Origin of the sequence: Algoriphagus boritolerans DSM 17298 = JCM 18970 (genome assembly GCF_900108085.1) — a bacterium.
Classification (GTDB): domain Bacteria; phylum Bacteroidota; class Bacteroidia; order Cytophagales; family Cyclobacteriaceae; genus Algoriphagus; species Algoriphagus boritolerans.
Window position 1 is genome coordinate 69,989 of the sequence record NZ_FNVR01000015.1, and the last position, 19,710, is coordinate 89,698.

A 19,710-nucleotide genomic window follows, 5' to 3' on the forward strand; every position below is an offset into this window, starting at 1 on the left:
GATAATTTCCTTCCCGACAGCTTATGTCAAATATCATGCATGTGATAAAGTCGGAGAAATCCCTGATCCAAATTCAATATATTTGATTGATTGAATATATTGTTTACAGATTAAGCTCAGAAATGCCCGTTAAGTACTCAGATTTAAAGAAAAAATTGAAAATCGACATCAAAAAGCCAGAACAGACCGAATTGGCTTATTTGACCCACTTTTTGCATGGTGCCGGAAATGGTACTTCCAAGTACTATCAAGCCGGTGCAACACAATACGCGGAAACAATTTTGGACATGGTTGCGGAGCCTTGGTATCAGGGATATCTACCAATCAAATGGGACATCCCTTTTCCTCCTCCCGAAAATCCGAAATTCAAATTCATTGATCTCTTTGCCGGTATAGGAGGTTTTAGAATGGCCTTTCAGAATTTAGGGGGCAAATGTGTTTTTACCAGCGAATGGAATCACTACGCCCAAAAAACCTATGAGGCCAATTTTGGAGAAGTGCCTTTTGGTGATATCACCAAAATAGACGAAAAAGAAATACCCGATCACGATATTTTGGTAGGAGGTTTTCCTTGCCAGCCTTTTTCTATTGCAGGAGTCTCTAAAAAGAATGCATTGGGAAGGACGCATGGATTTTTGGATGAAACCCAGGGTACCCTGTTTTTTGATATAGCCAGAATCATTAATGAAAAAAGACCTAAGGCGTTCCTTTTGGAAAATGTAAAAAATCTGGTCTCCCATGATAAAGGTAAAACATTCAAAGTGATCTCTGAGACCTTGAGAGAGTTGGGATATACTATTCATTATCGGGTACTTGATGGCAAATATTATGCACCCCAGCATCGGGAGAGGATAATTATTGTCGGATTTAATAAAGATATATTTCTAGGTAATGAGGAGTTTACGTTTCCTGAAATGCCCGATAATCCTCCGATGGTAATCGAAGATATTCTGGAAAAAGAGGTAGATGATAAATATACTCTGACCGATAATCTCTGGGAGTACCTGCAGAAGTATGCTTTGAAACATAAAGCTGCAGGAAATGGCTTTGGCTTTGGACTGGTAAAGTTCGATGGAATCTCCAGAACCCTCAGTGCGAGGTATTACAAAGACGGATCCGAAATTCTGATACCTCAAGAAGGCAAAAACCCAAGGAGATTGACCCCGAGGGAATGCGCTAGACTCCAGGGATATCCTGAAAATTTTGTCATTCCATCTTACGTTTCAGACACTCAGGCTTACAAACAGTTTGGGAATTCAGTTGTGATGCCTTTAATGGAAGATGTCGGAAGATCAATAACCCAAGTTTTATTGAAAAAGAATAAACATGTCAAATCCGTTATCTAAGTTTTTTGTTGCCGCGGGTGCTAAAAGACTTTCTGCGGTTGAAACAGATCCCGAAACATCCAATCAGCATGAGTTTAATGGAGTTCTAGGGTTCAAAGAGATTTTTGGAACAGAGCGTATCACGTTTGATACAAAGTTCTTGTACCTCCCTGATAATGAAGAAGGAGAACTTTTGGAATCTGGGCATTTAACATGGTATGACGCTAGGGAAAATCATGCAACCAGGACCGAATTCAGACTTTACTACAGTCCAAACAATCCAATCAAGCTGGCTCAGGAAGGGGATTTGGTGATAATTGCCAAGTCAACTGAAGGATATTTGTTAGTGATAGTTTGTCCCAAAGGTTCAACTCACGAGAGCCAATTATTATGGTTATTTGGACTTGAGGAATCAGAAAAGAGATTTCTGATCAAGGATTACAGTGCGGAAAAATCTGATTTGGGTTTTGCAGGTAAACTGATTGTTTCATCTTTGGGGTTGGAGATAGAAGAGGAGGAACCGAACTACCTTGAGGACATGCTCAATAGATTTGGTGAAAAATTGCCTTCCACTTTTTTGTTTTCAGAATATGCTCGGACAACTTTAAAAGAAAAAATATCTCCAACTGAGGCGCCGGATGACACTTTAATAGCTTGGATGACTTGGGAGGAAAAGTTGTTTAGAACATTTGAAAAGTATGTAGTCCAAGCCAAATTGAAAGAAGGATTTGGAAGTGACGGATTGGATGTGGACGATTTTATCAGCTTCTCTTTGAGAGTTCAGAATAAAAGGAAATCAAGGGCAGGATATGCCTTTGAGAATCATTTGGCAGAGATATTCGATCAAAGCTCGATAAGCTACTCGAGAGGTGTGAAGACCGAACGGAACAACAAGCCGGATTTTCTTTTTCCAGGAGTAAGGGAGTATTTCGACCCTATGTTCCCAAATACTCAATTGACCATGTTGGGATTAAAGACCACCGCTAAGGATAGATGGAGACAGGTAATCCCGGAAGCTGATAGAATCAGCCCCAAGCACCTGATCACCTTGGAACCGGCAATCAGCCGAAATCAAACGGATGAAATGCGTGTTCAGGCAGTAAAGCTCGTGATTCCAAAATCGATTGCACCTACCTATTCTGCAGAACAGCAAAAGGAATTAATGTGTTTGGAAGATTTTGTGGGCTTGGTGAAGAAGAGACAGTGATAAAAAATAGGCCTGACTTATACAAGAAGTAGTTTAACAATTGATGGAAAACAATCCAATTTTGAAACATCCTTGGAATTACTCTGCAGGAGAGTTGGAAAAATTAATGTTTAAACCACTCAGATTTCATGTAGGTGAAATCAAATCAGATGAAGTTAAGGAAATTGTTGAAGGAGTGATTGTTAAAATCATTTTAGCGAGTAATCCTCCTCATCTACCTGCCGATATTGTGGTTGAATTGGTTGATAATAGTACTATAAGATATTGCATTTTAGAAGTTAAGGGCTTTAGTTATCCCAAAAATTGAACTAATGATTTTTTGATTCAAGAGGATTTTAACTCTAAATTGAATTGAATTGAATTGAAAATATTTCTTAAACCCATAACTAATTCGTGCAGTTCTAGCCTAGGATGAAAAAATTTATCGCATATTTTGACTACCTCGGCTTTCGGCAATTCATTGAGAAAAATGATGTCCTAGCCCAGAAGAAAGGGATGAGCCACATATTCAGAGAAATTGAACAGGCTATTGCAAAGGAAAAAACAAAAGATGCACGGCATGGAATAATAGCTGATTTAGAGGAAAGTAACTTAAACTGTATCAATTTCTCAGACACAATCATTTTTTGGACGGAAGACGATGGCCTGGAGTCATTGAAAGAAATACTTGAAGTTTCATATATCTTTAATTGGAGGACTAATTGTTATTTTTTCCCAGCAAGGGGAGCGGTTGTTCATGGCGAACTCGAAGGAGTAGACTTTTCTTATTTGAATGGTAAGGGTAAAAATTATAATATTAATTCTGTCTATGGAAAGGGTCTAATCTCTGCATATGAAAAAGCTGAATCGCAAAATTGGGCTGGAACTGTTGTGGATCAGTCGATCATTGATTACTTGGAAGCAAATGGCGAAAGTCCAAAAATTTTTCTGGAACCTTGGTGTGTCCCTCATATGATACCTTATAAGTCCGGATATCTGACAAAAAAGGAATTTGCATTTAATCTGGTTAAAGGTGGTTTAAATGATTTAGCATTTGAAAATTGGAGTAATCGAATACAACGCAATTTTGAAAGCTATAATAAAGGACCTCTAGACTCTAGAACTGAAGAAAAATTAAAAAATACAATTGAATTTTTAGAAATTTTCAAAAAAATCAGATAAAGGTTCAGCTTGAAGATGAATGCCTTAAGGATATAACGCAGCAATACCTAATCTAGCTGTATGAGATGAAAGCTTTTGAAGTATATCAGCAAAAAGTTTATCTTTAGTTTTCATGATTACTTTGAATTTACACTTATTAATCAAGTCACTTTCATTAATTGTCTGAAATTTGTAAAAATCAAAAATTGCCATTTGTGGTTTTTCAATTCCTTCTATCTGTATTGGATGTAAAAAAGAATAAAATGCCTCTCCTTTAAAGTAAGTATCCTTAATTTTTTTGTCGTAATCTAACATTACACCTCCTACAATCCTTGACTGAAGTTGTTTCTTTTTTCCTGCGAAATCGCAAGGCGGAGTAACTTCAATAGCAATTCGCTTTATAACTTTAGGGACGTCAATTTCATTTCCGACGGTATCTTTACCTTTTTCTTTAAAATCTTTGTGATCTTCTAATTTGATTTCGATATCCTTGTTGTAAAAACTTTTAAAATAAATTTGATTTTGATTTTCTAATACCTCATAAATGTTTCCAGGGAGCGCTATATCTTGTGACAGATTTTGAAAATCCAACAGTAACAGAGAATTAAGTTTTGAAAACACTCTCGTTTTCCCGTTACTCGAGTCATATTTTAACTTATTTGGATTTAAAAATAGATCTTTTATGTCATTATGGTTATTTGAAATTTCAACTTGTAGAGAATCCATCAATGACTTAACTAGATCCTTTTGTAAAAATGGATTAACTTGGTTTAAGAGTGTATTAACTGCATCCTTTGCTTGTACGGAACTATCTTTAGGAATTATATTTACTGGTATTCCTGTATAATTGCATGCTAAATTGAACAAAACAGCTTCGAGATGCTTGTTTTTTTCTTCATTGGATTCAAATAAATTGTATAATGTAGATATCGTTTTATCTGACCCTTTTTTTACTGCTTTATTCCATTCAACAAAGAAAGAAGATGAAACATCATTTTCTAGCATTTCTTCTAGTTCGGTTAAAACACCTTGATAGTTTCCTTGTTTTTTAAATTTTGTTTTATCCAAAGGAATGACAAATAGCGGAAGTGTAAATGGGTTGTTTTTTAGAAAAATCTTTGAACAGAAATCTTCAAAATGGTTTATATGTTTTGTCCATAAAACAATTCCATAAGTGCCAAAATTTTCACCTATAATAGACTTAAAATATTTTCTTATTAACGCAATATTATCTGTGCTGCTCCTCGAATCATCAAGATATAAATCAAGAAATATTATTTTCCTATTGTTAAAAGGAATTGTCTTCTTTTCAACTTCTGAAGGCGAATAGTATTTTACCCAAATATCTTTTTGATCTTCTAAATAGGAGATTAAATCTTTAACTTCTTCAAAATCATCGTCAATAACCAATGAACTCGTTATAAATTCCTGTAACATACCTATTTTTTTTGACTTTATTTTTTTTATTTTGGAAAACAGAGAGCAACAATTGCTTTAGTGACTTTATTATCTCTAACAGGCGTTGGAAAATCAATTTCATTTTCATCTGAAATTAGTAATAGTTTACCTTTCATTGCTATCATCATTTCTTTCGCTACATGAAGTCCTAACCCAGAACCTATATTGTGTGGCTTTCCAGTTTGAAAAGGCTCTATAGCCACATCCAAGGGCAAATTAAATCCTGGACCGTTGTCGGAAACAATTATTGAGTTGTATCCTTTGATTTGATCTGTAATGTAAACAGATATATATTTATCAGTTTTTCTTGCATAACTTAACCAAAAAATCGAATTATCCAATAAATTAGTCAAAACTGAAATTGATTCAGCTTTGGCAAGGTATGCTTCTAACGATGTTGAATTTTTATTTGTTATAATATTGATGGAATGATCCAAAAATCTAAATTCATAATTATCTAATGCAATTGAAACAATTTCGCTTAATTTATTTAATCGAATATCTGACTTTTTAAGCATCGCAGAATATCCTCGGATAATTTTTTCCAACGATAATGATATTCGAATTGCTTTATCCTTGTCATTTCTTTCAATGCAACCAGTAAGCTCAGCAATTAACTTTTCTAATTCATGAATTACAATTCCTAAATTAAGTCCAGCGTTTGCGCTTTTTATGAGTACTTCTTTTACCTCTTTGTATTGGTCATTAATTCTATATAGATATTTTAATATCTCATTTTTAATTTCTTTATTATCAACTTTATTTTCGACGATTGCCATTACTTCATTTAAGTCTGATAGTACGGGCTCAATAGATCGATGTTTTTTATAAAGATTCGTGAGTATTGTTTTATCTGTATTTCTCTCACGCACAATTAATGAAAGCGCATAGTTTACTGCTTCAACAAAATCAAAATAATGTTCGTTTTCAATAAAACCCTCTCTATTTGTTTTTTCAATTAGTCCTGTGCTTGAGTCTCTTTTAATTTTTACCGAACCTATTACTATATTATTACTAACGTTTCCTCCAACTCTATGAACTCTTTTTAAGTCAATTCCTAACCAATCATTATCTCTTTCTCCATAGTTATAGACTCTAACGCCATCTCTATAGACTCTCACTCCTCCGTTTTCTCGTAAATAAGTTTTCAATGCTGCCTTTTCAGTATTTACATAGCTAAAAATTTGTGCATCGGTATCAAAAATAACTATATCAAATTCAATTGTACCTACTTCGCTCTCATTTAGATCGATATCTATAAATTTCCTAGTCTCCGAATTCCATTTTTTAATTATTTTATCTTCAGCTAATAGATCTTTCAATTCGATTTTTCTACCTGAATCAATTCTATCAAGGGTGCTCCATGGTTTAAATTCATATTTAAACTCTACTATTTCCCCACCTCGCATTTTGCAATGACCAAAATAAAGAGCATTGTTTTTTATATCTTCAAAATCGGGTAGTCCTTCAAATACATTAGTATTACTTTTTACTAGAACACGGAATGTATCATTTCCATCTGAAAATGGGCTATTTAGGGAAGTGATGTTTCTATAAACTTCCCGAAGTTGACGCCTATCCCAATCAGTTTTAAGATCTTTAATTATTATTTTCGTTCCAGTTGAATTTAAAAAGGTTTTTGGCTTTGTATTTTCAATTAAATCAATAGTAAAATCTTTAATAGCTTTAGCTTCGTATAATTTATTCCAATCGATAAACAATTCTATTTCTTCATTTTGTTTAGTTTTGGAAACCAATTGAATTTTACTTCCAAGCTTATGAATACTTAATCTTCCTATTCCCTTTTCACCTAAGGGTATTCTGTTGCATTGATTAGGTTCAAGTTTCTTCTTTTTACTATCTGTACCCACAACAAGCCATACTTTTTCGATCACATCTTTATTCATCCCGAAACCATCATCCTCAATTGCAAGTGATATTAATTTTCCGTTTTGAAAGTTAAACTCAACAATACAAAGCCCTGCACACGCATCATATGAATTTTTTATCAATTCAAACAAAGCTATGCTCTCATTTTTTATCAGATCTTCTCCAAGATGTGATAGAATTCTCGGTGATATTGAAAAATTTACTTCCACTTATGGTTTTGAATTATAGCCTCTCCAATTGCTGTCGCATATTTCGGTGGAACGGCATTCCCTATCATTCGTGCGATATTGGCGATGCTTGTTCCTTTGAATTTGTATGTAAGAGGAAATGATTGTAAAGTAGCACCTTCTCTGATCGATATGGCTCGATCTTCAAATGGATGGACAAATCTGCCATTTGAAATACTGGAAAATTTAGTGGTAATAGTGGGTGCTGGGCGATTCCACCATAGTCTTCCAAACGTATCTTTAAAAGAATCGTCTTTGCCAATAAAGCAATTTAGCTGTAGCTCAGGGTCGTTCGCAAAATCAAGCCTATTACCTCCGTCCTTTTTAATTTTTTTTAAACGTCTTTTGTTAATTTCGGTGATGTTTGGAACTGTATGGAGAAAGTCAGTTTCATCTCGGTGTCCGGCTTCTATCATTGGAAATCCATTGAGAACTCCTAAGACGTCTTTTACTAATTTCCTTGGGCCCTTTTTTTCAATAGGCTTGATTTCATCTTGGGAAACTCTGGAGGCAATTAAGGTAAATCTTTTTCTACTTTGTGGGACGCCGTAGTCATTTACATTATGAACTTTAAAATGAGGTGTGCCATAACCGTTTTCCTTTAACCAGTCAATAAACTCGTTTAGTCCGCTTTCTTCGTTTCTCCTGAGAACACCTGGAACATTTTCCACGACTACATATCCAGGTCTGAAATATTTCACAAACCGAGAGAATTCTACCAGTAGATTCTTTGATTTAACAGATTTGGTTTTATCGGTATTAATGATGCTCCAAAACTGACATGGACTGCATCCAATTAAGATAAGATCGTCGTCATTTTTTTGTAAAGAAAGTTTATGCTCCAATTCGTTTTCGCTAAGTTCGAATACATCAGCTAAAATGAATTGAGCGTCCTTGATATTGGCTTCATAGGTATCTTGGCAGTTTTTGTCAAAGTCTATTCCTGCAAGAATCTGGATTCCAGCTTCCTGCATGCCATAGCTCATCCCGCCTCCAGAACAGAAGAAATCGACAGCTTTTAATTTTTTCATTCTACAAAAATAATCTTAAAGCTAACCTGTAAAACCATTTTTACAAATGTGGATTTTGAAAACTACAAATCGATTAGAGACCAATTTTCCCAGAAACAATCCCCTCATTGTTTATTATTTAAACGTTTTAGTTATGGATTAAGTACATTCAGGCAAACTGAGTAGGTTATTTGGTTCTTCCCCGTCATTTTTTGTTTTTAGGTATTTTCTGCCAGACCTACTGGTAGATATAATTACATCAACTTTGCTTCCACCTCGATAGACATAAAATGCGTACTCTCCTTTTTCTATTGAGCGGATTGCTTCATCAAGGGTAAGCTTCCATCGGGTTCCGGAAGAGTTCTTTCCGCCGATGTGGGTTATCCTTTCTTGTGGGTTTTGTCTGTCATCTTTATTGATGCAGAGAATTTCATGTGAGCTTGACATAGATGTGGTTATTTGGTTGATCACAAGAAAAGCAATAAAACGGAACGAAAAATACCCAGTACTGGGTATTTTCGCATTTTTAAAGCACTGATTTTGTATTAATTTGAATTTTTATTCAGCAAACTCGCCCATCCTTTGAACCAATTGTAAGAAATCCGAAACTTTCACTTCCCAGTTTTCATCCTCTTTACCTCCTCAGCCAAATCAATCACCGTCTTAGTCAGCATCTCAATTTGAGCCGTCTTCTTCTGATCATCCTGAAGATACTTTTCTAGCAGTTGAAAAAGTTGGTCGACAGAACCGTTATTAATTTGCGGCTTAAAATGTTGGGTTGAAGAATTGTCTCTAAAAGTATTGTGATTTTGAATATAATAAATAGTTTTTTCGTCGTTAAAATTCTTAATAAACTCTGGTGTGACACCCAGTTTTTCTGCCACAATTTTCAAGGTTTCCTCATCGATTTCTTCTGAGTTTTCCAATTGCGACATTTTTTGCTGACTCCACCCGCAGTCTTCTGCCAATGCCAATTGCTTAACACCAATTATTTCTCTTGTTCGCTTTAGGTTATTTCCATGGTGAACATAACCTCTGTCTTTTTTTGCTTCGCTCATGGTAGAAAGTTAAAAATTTAACCTGTGGTAAGATACCATAGACTATGGTTTTTTACCGAATAAATTATTCACATTTTTGGATTAAGCAGTTTTGACCAGCTTTACTGTGGTAATTTACATTATTCACAGGAGAATTTATAATCGTAGTTATCAGATTGCTGTTAATTGCTGACAATGAGTGTCCTAAAAATATTGATCTAAATGCATTTAGAACTGACCACATATTATTCCTTTAAAGTTGCTTCGCTCGTGACTGGAATTGCTGTGGATTTTTCTTATGCTTTAAATCTTGGACCCTTACGTGGTTTACTTATTAATCTCTTTGAAGGGAAAGTTGGTTTAACCGGTGTTGATCGGATCTATCCCCTGAAACCCAAGAATCCGATTTAAAACTTAACACACTTTTTCTCTCTGATTGCTTCGCTGCGGCGGACTACCACTATTGATCAGGGATTGACGACCACGTCATTGCGAGAAGGTTGATTCCCGATAAAAAGAGCTCTTGAGGGGATTAAACCGACGAGGCAATCTCATAATGATAAGACTGCTTCTCCGCCTGAGGCGGATCGCAGTGACGAGAACCTATTGCTTTGCCGCCTTGGAGAAGGCACGGTGGAAATGTTTATTTCCTTGTTGTACGAAGTACCAAGTACCATTACTAATGTACCAAATACGAAGTACCATGTACCAAGATATTTGGAAAGCAGACCGAAATCCGCAATCCGAAATCCGCAATTTCAAATTCAACTGAAATGAAAGTCCTCAATATTATCAATCCTATCGGAGTCCAGGTCTCCTTCAAGCAGATCCAAAAGAATCTGATTAAAAACCCTACCTGATTTTCTTTTTTGCCGATCAAGAGGATGCGCAGCCTCGAGCAGATCGGTTACCACACAATCACGTCAGCAAGCTCTGAATAGCCGGTCGCGCTGACAATTCATTCTATTTATTCATTAGTTGTATTGACTTGGCTCATACGGGGTCAGGGAGGAAGAGTATTGGGTAAATTCTTGAGATATGCTTCGCGAGATACTTGTTGAGATACGCTTCGCGATAAGAATAGAGATATGCCAAGCGAAAAACGATTGAGATACGCTTTGCGAGATAGGGGAGCGCAATTGGTTCGAATCTCTAAAATCTCAATTTGAGATTTTGGAAGTTCAGAATAAATCTAGCAGTAGCTAAATATCTCACTCCGAGGTACGAGGAGTGTATTTCGCGCAAGCCTATTTCGCATTAGCGTATCTCAGCATAGCTACTATTTCTCGACCGCAGGGAGCTTATCTCGCGTCAGCATATTTCGCGCTAGCGTATCTCAATTTCTTCCTTCTTCATCCTCAAATACCCTTCAATTCAATCCGACTACTAACACCTAAAAAGCATGAAAAATTTCCTACTCATATGCTTCCTGGCATTGCTATGCCTGAAAATTGCGGACTTTCTGGTTTCAATACCATTGAAATTCCTCCTTGTTCGACTTAGAAACGCCACAGTTGGGAAGCCTATTTCGCCCGACGGAGGAGGGCATATCTCGCCCAAGCGTATTTCGTCCCGATTTTCCGGGACTTATCTCATCCACCTCAATTTGTAAACACATGAAAACACTACTACTGATTCTACTGCTTAGTAGCAGCATAGAAATCCCATCGAGCAAAGTTGCAGATTCACCCGGGGCTGAACTTCTTCATAGGTCAGACAGCCCCAATCGGGGAGGAGCAATCCTTCCCGATACTTTCCTCAAGTATCCATCTGGAGCAGAAATCTCTATGCTTCCAATACACAGCAGTAGTCTGTCGACCGTCGACGGTGGACCTATTCTTCGGTCTTCGGTTTTCGGTCTTCCGTCTCATATTAATTTTGGTTTAGTTGATAGCGACCAGGACATAAGGGTAGGAATGGAAGGAGAATCCTTCCATTCCACCCCTGTCCCAGTCTCTCTTAGCAGAAACACACCAGAAGTTGCCCGGAAGATACCAGAATCTCAAAGTCTTGAATCTCATATCTCACATCTTACGGCTTCGCCTGTTTCTTTTCTTTTGAGTTCCCAATTTTCTTCTTTCCCGATCTTTGATAATTCTCCCAAAAATGATCAGGAAATTAAATCAAGATACTTGTTTCTGGAACTCGATGGTGGGCCTGTTGAGTCTAATCCGAAGTTTTTAGACCATGTTTCTTCATCAGAAAATCTAATTACCTCTTCGGATGATTCATTTGCCATTGAAGATTGGGTTTTTAAAGACAGGACATCCCACACAGCTCAAAGTCAAATTCTCCTTTATGTACAGGAGGATTCCAAGCGTGATTCTTCCGAATTGAGATTGGTTTTTTTGGAACAGGTCATCGATGAAAATGCCCGGGCACCCAAATTCCAAGAAGTCAGAGAGACATTTAGACCAGGTACTCTTTGGGATGGCGCTTATGGTTCCCGCTGGGCGAGGCTGGCTGTTCCCGCCAAGAAACCCGGATACCTTTCACTTTTTCTCAATGAAAAAAGGGTACTGGACGATTTTCTTACTTTTCCGGGGGACAGTGTTCAAGTGTTTCTTAACCTGGAAAAAGGAGAAAAGACTTTTGTTGGACCGGATCATCTTCTTTATGAACTGCAAGATCGAATTCAACAACTCATCCTTATTCATCAAAAAGAAAAAGGAATAGCAATCCATACCTCCCAAGACGAACCACTTTTTCCCAATTCCCAAGTGCAAGAACAATTTGAAGCGTCTCAAGAAGCCTTTGGACCAAGGGTTAGCCTGATCCAAATCGATGTGGAACAAATGCTCAAGGCTTGGAAAATCGAAATGGAAAGTGGCCTATATCGAAAGGAATTGGATCATTTGTTGGCTTTTTATTCTGGATTGATAGATGCTCAAATTCTTGATTTTATCCTTCAGGAGACCTTGAGTGCATATTACACGAAAGCCTTAACCCATCTTCAGACCCTTGCAAGATATTCCAAAGGAGATGAAGTTTTACTGGAAGGGATTCTTAAGGAATTAGAAGAAATCACCGGGATTGTACAGTCCTCAGTCGCCTCTCTCGACTTAGAGGCTAGACCTGAGAAGAAAATTGAATTCTATTACAGTGTTGTCCAGCTTTATGCAGCCCTTTCTAAAAATGTTGCTGTAGAAGACTTTATCTCTTCAAAGGTTCCAAGAGAACTTAGAGACTTGGTTTTAGCAAAGCATATTTATAAAAAGCTAAAGCTTGGTACTGCTTCGCCAGAGACACTGGTAGCCTGGTCAAATCTCCTAGAAGATGGGGAAATCAAAGAAGAAGTCAATTCCTACATCGATAGGGTTTTGCCAGGTTCTGATGTCACAGATTTTGAATTTGTGGATGGCGAAGGAAAGGTCTTTACGCTGGAAGATTTTAAGGGCAAAACGATCCTGATAAACACCTATTTCACCGGATGCTCAGCCTCAGCAGGCTTTTACAAGAAAGTGTTATCTGTTTTGGAATCGAAACTGGCCAATGAAGACCGATTCGTTTTGGTATCCCTGTCAGCGGATAGAAACCCGGAAAAATGGATTCGGGGGAATGAAAGCGAACTTTACAACTCCAAATCCTGGATCCGTCTCCATACTGAGGGGAAAGGATATTCCCATCAATTTTTCAGAAACTACCTGATTTCAGCAGCCCCAAGGCCAATATTGATTGGTGCAGATGGAAAGCTGGTAGCCATCACAGAATTGCACCAAGATGCCGAAACCCTCTCCCAACTCATTTATAAAACCATAAATCCCCAAACCCATGATTAAACGATTCATGATATGCATCCTTATGGCCTTGGTGTCAATGGGTGCTTTTGCTCAAAATTCAAAGCTTCAGGGTGTGGTACTCTCCGCAGAAGATCGAATCCCGCTTCCGGGTACCACAATCAGAATAGGAGGAACCAATCAGGTGGCTATTACCGATGAGGAGGGAAAGTTTAACCTGAATACCCCGAATCAGGAAATTAGACTGACTTTCAGTTTCATTGGGTATCAAAGTCAAACGCTGGATTTGATTTTACCAACAGATCCCCTGACTGTGTTGATGGAACTGGAAGAGACTTCACTTCAAGGCGTAGAAGTGTTTGCCACCGGGTATCAAGAAATTCCCAAAGAAAGACAAACCGGTTCCTTTGTTGGCCTAGACAGGGAATTGATAAACCGACGAATCAGTACTTCTATTTTGGATCGGCTTGAAGATGTTACCCCGGGTCTGATATTTAACCGAACGGGTTCTACTACCGACCCGATTAGTATTCGCGGTAGATCAACCATTTTCTCCAACGCTGCCCCACTGATCATCATTGATAATTTTCCTTATGATGGTCCCATCGAAAACATCAACCCGAATGATGTGGAAAGTATTTCGATTTTACGGGATGCCGCAGCGGCTTCCATTTGGGGAGCACGAGCAGGGAACGGAGTCATCGTGATTACAACCAAGAAAGGGGTAAGGGGAGATAGTCCCCGGGTCACATTGGTGGCCAACTCCACTTGGGCGGAGCGTCCTGACCCATTCTATCAACCTCTAATGAGCAGCAGTGAAGTAGTGGATATGGAGCGGCGGTTGTTTAGTGAGAACTTTTACCTGAACCAGGAAAACTCTCCGTTTAGAACTCCGCTGACCCCTGTGGTGGAAAGTCTCATTCAGAACAGGGAAGGCCTGCTTTCCAATGCCGAACTTCAGACGCGACTAGAGTCCTTCCGAAATTTGGATATCAGAAACGATTACAGGGATTATTTGTATCAAAGCAGCTGGAATCAACAATATAACCTCAACGTAATTGGGAATTCAGGAAAGTATGGCTATTACCTTTCGGCAGGTTGGGATGAAAATCAAAGTAATCTGGTAGGGAACCAAAGCAGCAGATACACACTTCTCAGCAATCAAAATCTCAATCTCCTGGATGGAAAGCTTGAACTGGGATTAGGGATAAATTATATTTTGAGCACTCAGTCCGGTTCAAATAACGGTCCTTCCGGAATCCGCTTTAACGGTGCCCAGCCATTGTATGCCTATGGTAGTTTGGTTGATGACAGTGGCAATTCTACCGCATTTTACTCCGGAATAAGGGAAGGCTTTGCCAGGACTGCCGAATCCAATGGATTGTTGTCATGGGAATTGAACCCTTTGGAAGAATTGAGGCTGGTGGATCGGTCCAATGAATTGGAGGACATTAGATTAAATCTGTTCGGGAAATACAAAATTCTACCTCAGTTGAGTGCTGAGGTTTATTACCAGTACTGGAAGGGATCCGGTCTGAACAATACAGTGAATGATCCGAACAGCTTTGCGGTGAGAGATCAAATCAACCGGTTTACCCAACGAGGGGAAAGCGGGGCATTGTCCTATGCTATCCCTCAGGGAGCTATACGTGACTGGAGTGTCAGAAACAGCGTTAGCCATTCGGTTCGCGGCTTGGTCAGATGGAATGGGGACTTGGGAAAATCCGGGGTTTTGAATTCACTGGCTGGATATGAGATCAAACAATTGAACTTTGAAGGTTTGTCAAGTCGGGCTTATGGGTATAGTCCCGAGACAGGGAATACAGTTCCTGTAGATCAGGTTACTTTATTTTCTCAATATCAGAACCCAGCTATAAGAGCTCAAATTCCTTTTGGCCTTGGTGTATCGGGCGGGGCAGATAATTTCATTTCGTATTTCGCAAATGCAGCCTATACGTTCAAGAACAAATTTACTGTTTCGACCAGTGCAAGAAAAGATGCTTCCAATCTTTTCGGAGTCAATGCAAATCAAAGATCCGTTCCACTTTGGTCTGCAGGACTGGCTTGGACAATTTCTGAAGAAAACTGGCAACTTCCCCAATGGGTCTCATTTCTGAGATTGAGAACAACCTACGGGGTAAATGGAAATGTGAACAAGGGAGTCACTGCTTTGACCACCGCGCGGATCGTGGGCGTAAGTCGATATTCCGGATTTCCGGTTGCAAACCTTACCAATCCACCAAATCTAAACCTGAGATGGGAAGAGATTAAAATTTTGAATGTCGGGTTCGACTTTGATTTTTGGAATGATCGATTAGGAGGTTCATTCGAAGTTTTTCGAAAAGAGGGAAATGACCTGATCGGAGATATTCCTTTTGCACCCAATACGGGCGTGGAGCAATTCCGCGGCAATTTTGCAAACAGCCTAGGAAAGGGATTTGATTTTCAGCTTAGAGCCTTACCGATTAAGAAAGCTCTTGCTTGGAGGATTGATTATTTTCATTCCCATGTTCAGGAGAAAGTGCTGGATTATGAAGTAAAGACCACTGTATTGAACTATTTAGGTCAGGCGACAGGAGCAAACCCTTCTTCTCCGATATTCCCTTTGGAGGGGAGGCCTATTTATGCGATTTACAGTCTCCCTTTTGCCGGACTTAATCCAGACAATGGAGATCCATTGGGATTGTTGGATGGTGAGTCATCTTCTGATTATGCTGCCATTTTATCTGCTGCCACACCTGAAGACTTGACCTTTCACGGTTCGGCCAGACCCACCCATTTCGGATCATTTAGGAACACTTTTACTTGGAAGCGCTGGAATCTTTCCGCTAATATCAGTTATCGTCTAGGCTACTATTACCGAAGAAACTCAGTTCGCTACTTGCCGATCCTATCGGGTGAACAGGGGCATGGGGACTATTCATTACGTTGGCAAAATCCAGGCGATGAACTCACTACTCAGGTTCCTTCCCTGCCAGCGACAAGAAATACATTCCGGGATAACTTCTATTCTTTTTCTTCGGTACTGGTTGAAAAAGGGGACCACGTAAGATTTCAGGATGTCCGATTAGGCTACTCGCATGCCAATTCAAATGGGAAGAGGGGGAATTGGCAGATTTTTGCCTACGCAAACAATCTGGGCATGATCTGGAAGGCATCCAACGATCCATTGGATCCAGATTTTAGGACGATGAGACCGCTAAGATCTTTCACATTAGGACTGCAATGGGATTTTTAATCCTGCCCGAAATGAGGATTTCGGAATGTTTAAGGCTGGTACCGATCCTCTATCACAGCCTATCTGATCACTACTACTCAAATTGTATTATGAAAAATAAAATCAAAATCTTAAGAATTCTGATCGTAATGTGTGCCGGTATATTTTATCATTCCTGTACGGGTATTTTAGACGAAAAGCCGGATAAAGCACTGATTACGCCTACAACAGTTGCAGAGTTATGGGCTATGTTGGACAACAATTTGCAAGTCATGAATCAGGAGCCCTCGCAATTGGATCCGAGTTCAGATGATGTGCTGATATTGGATTCAAGACTAGCGACATTGGACGAAGATTTAATTCGGTTGTATACTTGGTCACCTGAACCGATAAATACTGCATTAAATACGGATTGGTCCAGGCCTTATGAACAAGTCCTGTTCGCCAATGTGGTGTTATCTGAGCTGGAAAATTTCCCCTCTATTGAAAAAAATCAGCAGGATTGGAAGGCGTTGAAAGGATCAGCTTTATTCTACCGAGCCTATGCCTTCTTTTCACTGGCCAGATCCTTTTGTCTTGGGTATAATTCCGCTACAGCGGACAATACGCCCGGATTGGTTCTGAGACTGGAACCAGCCATAGATTTACCGCTGGGTCGTTCGACACTTAAGCAAACTTTCGATCAAATTTTGGAAGATCTTGAGAACTCTTTACCCTTGTTGAATACCCAAGCACCTGCCAAAACCCGACCTTCCAAAGCAGCTTCATATGCATTGTTATCCAGAGTGTATTTATATATGGGTGATTTTGAAAGAAGCCTAAGTGCTTCAAATTCGGCCTTATCGATAAAAAACACGCTGCTTGATTATAACACGGTAAGTGCCTCCCCTGCCCGCCCGTTTGTGGGTAAACTAGATGAAGTAATATTTTACAGTGAGCTGACCCTTAGAACTTATTACTTCTTCAGTGCGGGGTCTGCTGTTGCTCCTGAATTGATTGAAAAATATGATCCAAATGATTTAAGACTGAGTTTATTTTATTCAAATAGGGCTGGATTTAAGGCATTTCGAGGCCAATATTCCTATTTGTTAAATCCGTTTGGTGGATTGGCGGTAGATGAATTATTGCTTAATAAGGCAGAATGCCTGGCCCGAATCGGGAAAGATTCAGAAGCTATGACTGTGCTTAATGAATTGTTGATTAAGCGCTATAAGACCGGAACATTTAAAGAAATGAAAGGTCTGGAACAGGGAGTTCTTCTTCAAAAAATTCTGGACGAAAGGCGTAAGGAGCTGGTGTTAAGAGGGATTCGTTGGGGGGATATTAAAAGGCTTAACCTTCAGGGAGAGTCCATAGAATTATCTCGCATGGTAAATGGAAGCGAGATCCGTTTACCTGTAAATGATCCAAGATATGCCTTGGAGATTCCCAGAGAGGAGATCGATAGAAGTGGAATTGTTCAAAATCCACGGTAAAAATTAAGGGCTGGCAGTCAGCCAGCCCAAAAATTTAAACCGATTAAAGAGGAGTATAGACACCCTCAACTTCGGTACCAGGAATCATCTGATCCAACTCATCAAATCTGGCCACACAAGAGCTTTCCTCTTCATCACACACATACTGGGTGTTTTCGGGAATTGGTTGCCATTGATTGTTGATGAATGCTTTCAATGTTCCATTTGCCTCAGGACTGGCAAAATTCATTGCCATCGCCAAGGTTGCTCCCAGCACCAATGCCAGTGCAGGAAGCAGTTTTTGAAATTTAATCATAACCAGTGACCCTTTTTTAACCAATCAAAAAGGGCCAAACCGTTTGGAATTGAATGCCTACTCTGTTCTGGGTTTTCGGCATCTCCCTATCGGGGTTCATTGGTATTGACCAGTCTCTCACCCTGGCCATCGAGAGAAATGAACCTCTTATTGTCTTTTTCTTTCCGCTGTTACTGTGTTATTCACGAATTTATTAAATCATTTTTTGCGGCCCTTGCCTTAATACTTTTGGGCTGCGGAGCGGTGTTCCACCACACTGCTCCATTTTTTTTAACCTTTGAGGTTTTCAAAAACCTCGAAGGTTTAATTTCTGACCACGCTCCTCGACATTTGCAATGTCGAGGTCCTGCTATAGGATTTGCAATCCGATAACTCCTAAGACTTCTATTTCCCGGTAGGTCTGGATTTGAGATCCCTGGATACTGAAACTTGAGACTGTCTACTCTCCCAAACCTTCTAACTCTCCGCTGGGCCGAAATTGCAATTCGGCTCTATTTATTTTCAGGGATTTACAATCCCAATCCCTTGGTCATTAGATCCTTTCCATTGCGCTGGCATCAATTTTTCTATTCCAATTCATGATCCTACGCCAGCGCTGGGATCAATCGCATGCTTTAATTCCAGGGGTTAAAACCCCTGGCTATTTAGATGTTAGACCCCTATGGGGTCAATCCCTACTCCCCGCCAACTGAAAACTGCGACTGCCTACTCTCCCATATTCCCTAACTCCCTTACCTCCCAACTTCCACCCTTAACCCCACCACCGAAATCCCGATCAACCCCAAATTCAGCACAAAGTGTTCTGCCCATCCGAGGCTCTCGATAATTCCGGCACAGTTACAGGGCACCCGAGGAAAGGCTCCCACCCAAATCAGTCCCACATAAGTGATAAATACGGTCAGCAGCAAAGCACTGCCGAGGTATCCCCACCATCGAGTCACTGAAAAGAGTAGGAGCAGGGCAAGTAGCAACTCTACTCCAGGGACTGTATAGGAAAGCACTTCTTCAATTTCATTCGGCATGGGTTGGTTGTAAAAAGCTTTTTGGCTTTGTTTAAATCGAAGGAATTTTTCCAAACCAGTGTAAGTCCAGATTAAGATCAGAATTAAGGCTGGAAATTGATAATCAAGCTTTTTCATGTCGATTTAATTTCTCTGCTAACATCAAAAGAGAATCAAAAAAAAAAACTGGTTAATTGGTAGAAAATCATGTCAACCCTGCTTTGGGACGTAAAAGGCTGGATTTATGGGGTGAAATCGAGCCTTCCTGAGCCAGACAGGCCGGAACCCTGTAGTGTCTGTCACATGAAAAAATGATCAGCTGTCATGCGAAGATTCCCTGTCCGGATACAGGCGGCCATGTGGCCTTAAAAAATCAAATTATAACCAGAGCAAACGCAATAGCCGCTTCAATCGAAATCAGTTTATCCAATGAATACGAAGCTTTCGGATTAAGGTCACAAAGACTTTTGATCTATAGGGTGGATATTGAAATCATGTTTGATTTTTTAATTTGTTTATAATCAATAATTTACCGTTCATAAACGATTTTTGCCATTTATTTACAAATAAACTAGCTAAATCATTAATTTATTTTAAGATTTTCGTTTATTAGGTACATTTTTTGGTATTAAGGTATTTTTTCAATCTATAGAATTGCGTCGGTGGGTAAAGCAAGGCTTTTGCTTCTGCC

Annotated in this window: 15 protein-coding genes; 8 read left to right on the forward strand and 7 right to left on the reverse strand. The window is 39.1% G+C overall.

All coding sequences use genetic code 11. The features are described 5' to 3' along the window. Positions 1-122 precede the first annotated feature (122 nt). The 4 genes from dcm to C4S61_RS13505 all read left to right on the forward strand — a co-directional run bounded on the left by dcm (position 123) and on the right by C4S61_RS13505 (position 3,693). Positions 123-1,346 (forward strand): DNA (cytosine-5-)-methyltransferase, encoded by a 1,224-nt coding sequence (gene dcm / locus C4S61_RS13490; RefSeq protein WP_103925366.1) that lies wholly within the window; start codon positions 123-125, stop codon positions 1,344-1,346. Beyond that, positions 1,327-2,532 (forward strand): type II restriction endonuclease, encoded by a 1,206-nt coding sequence (locus C4S61_RS13495; protein WP_103925333.1) that lies wholly within the window; start codon positions 1,327-1,329, stop codon positions 2,530-2,532. The genes dcm and C4S61_RS13495 overlap by 20 nt, the downstream gene beginning before the upstream one ends. Before the next feature lie 43 nt (positions 2,533-2,575). Then, the gene (locus C4S61_RS13500) at positions 2,576-2,839 is read left to right on the forward strand and encodes a hypothetical protein (RefSeq protein ID WP_103925334.1); all 264 of its coding nucleotides are present in this window, start codon (positions 2,576-2,578) and stop codon (positions 2,837-2,839) included. 104 nt (positions 2,840-2,943) lie between these two features. Next, the gene (locus C4S61_RS13505) at positions 2,944-3,693 is read left to right on the forward strand and encodes a hypothetical protein (protein ID WP_103925335.1); all 750 of its coding nucleotides are present in this window, start codon (positions 2,944-2,946) and stop codon (positions 3,691-3,693) included. Positions 3,694-3,717: 24 nt separating this feature from the next. Here the strand turns inward: C4S61_RS13505 and C4S61_RS13510 are convergent, their stop codons facing one another. The 5 genes from C4S61_RS13510 to C4S61_RS13530 form a co-directional block, all read right to left on the reverse strand. Next, positions 3,718-5,109 carry a hypothetical protein gene (locus C4S61_RS13510; RefSeq protein ID WP_103925336.1) on the reverse strand — a complete coding sequence of 464 codons (1,392 nt, stop codon included), beginning with the start codon at positions 5,107-5,109 and terminating at the stop codon, positions 3,718-3,720. 26 nt (positions 5,110-5,135) lie between these two features. Next, a complete protein-coding gene (locus C4S61_RS13515; RefSeq protein ID WP_103925337.1) occupies positions 5,136-7,229 on the reverse strand; it encodes an ATP-binding protein in 2,094 nt (697 codons plus the stop codon). Beyond that, complete coding sequence (locus tag C4S61_RS13520; RefSeq protein ID WP_103925338.1) at positions 7,220-8,278, reverse strand: DNA cytosine methyltransferase; 1,059 nt, start codon at positions 8,276-8,278, stop codon at positions 7,220-7,222. The genes C4S61_RS13515 and C4S61_RS13520 overlap by 10 nt, the downstream gene beginning before the upstream one ends. Before the next feature lie 138 nt (positions 8,279-8,416). Then, positions 8,417-8,704, reverse strand: a complete 288-nt coding sequence (locus C4S61_RS13525) for a DUF3892 domain-containing protein (RefSeq protein ID WP_103925339.1) — start codon at positions 8,702-8,704, stop codon at positions 8,417-8,419. Between the two features lie 164 nt (positions 8,705-8,868). Beyond that, positions 8,869-9,315, reverse strand: coding sequence for a helix-turn-helix domain-containing protein (locus C4S61_RS13530; protein WP_103925340.1), 447 nt, complete (start codon positions 9,313-9,315; stop codon positions 8,869-8,871). Between the two features lie 201 nt (positions 9,316-9,516). On the opposite strand from C4S61_RS13530, the gene C4S61_RS13535 reads away from it, so the two are divergent. The 4 genes from C4S61_RS13535 to C4S61_RS13550 all read left to right on the forward strand — a co-directional run bounded on the left by C4S61_RS13535 (position 9,517) and on the right by C4S61_RS13550 (position 17,723). After that, positions 9,517-9,705 carry a hypothetical protein gene (locus C4S61_RS13535; RefSeq protein WP_103925341.1) on the forward strand — a complete coding sequence of 63 codons (189 nt, stop codon included), beginning with the start codon at positions 9,517-9,519 and terminating at the stop codon, positions 9,703-9,705. A gap of 1,205 nt (positions 9,706-10,910) precedes the next feature. Further along, on the forward strand, positions 10,911-13,073 hold the full coding sequence (locus C4S61_RS13540; RefSeq protein WP_103925342.1) for a TlpA family protein disulfide reductase: 2,163 nt from the start codon (positions 10,911-10,913) through the stop codon (positions 13,071-13,073). After that, the gene (locus tag C4S61_RS13545) at positions 13,066-16,269 is read left to right on the forward strand and encodes a SusC/RagA family TonB-linked outer membrane protein (RefSeq protein WP_103925343.1); all 3,204 of its coding nucleotides are present in this window, start codon (positions 13,066-13,068) and stop codon (positions 16,267-16,269) included. The genes C4S61_RS13540 and C4S61_RS13545 overlap by 8 nt, the downstream gene beginning before the upstream one ends. 89 nt (positions 16,270-16,358) lie before the next feature. Beyond that, positions 16,359-17,723 (forward strand): RagB/SusD family nutrient uptake outer membrane protein, encoded by a 1,365-nt coding sequence (locus C4S61_RS13550; RefSeq protein WP_160111250.1) that lies wholly within the window; start codon positions 16,359-16,361, stop codon positions 17,721-17,723. Positions 17,724-17,766: 43 nt separating this feature from the next. Here C4S61_RS13550 and C4S61_RS13555 read toward each other — a convergent pair whose 3' ends face one another. Beyond that, positions 17,767-18,018 carry a DUF6520 family protein gene (locus tag C4S61_RS13555; protein WP_103925345.1) on the reverse strand — a complete coding sequence of 84 codons (252 nt, stop codon included), beginning with the start codon at positions 18,016-18,018 and terminating at the stop codon, positions 17,767-17,769. A 731-nt stretch (positions 18,019-18,749) separates the two neighbouring features. After that, on the reverse strand, positions 18,750-19,157 hold the full coding sequence (locus tag C4S61_RS13560) for a MauE/DoxX family redox-associated membrane protein (RefSeq protein ID WP_103925346.1): 408 nt from the start codon (positions 19,155-19,157) through the stop codon (positions 18,750-18,752). Positions 19,158-19,710: the final 553 nt, after the last annotated feature.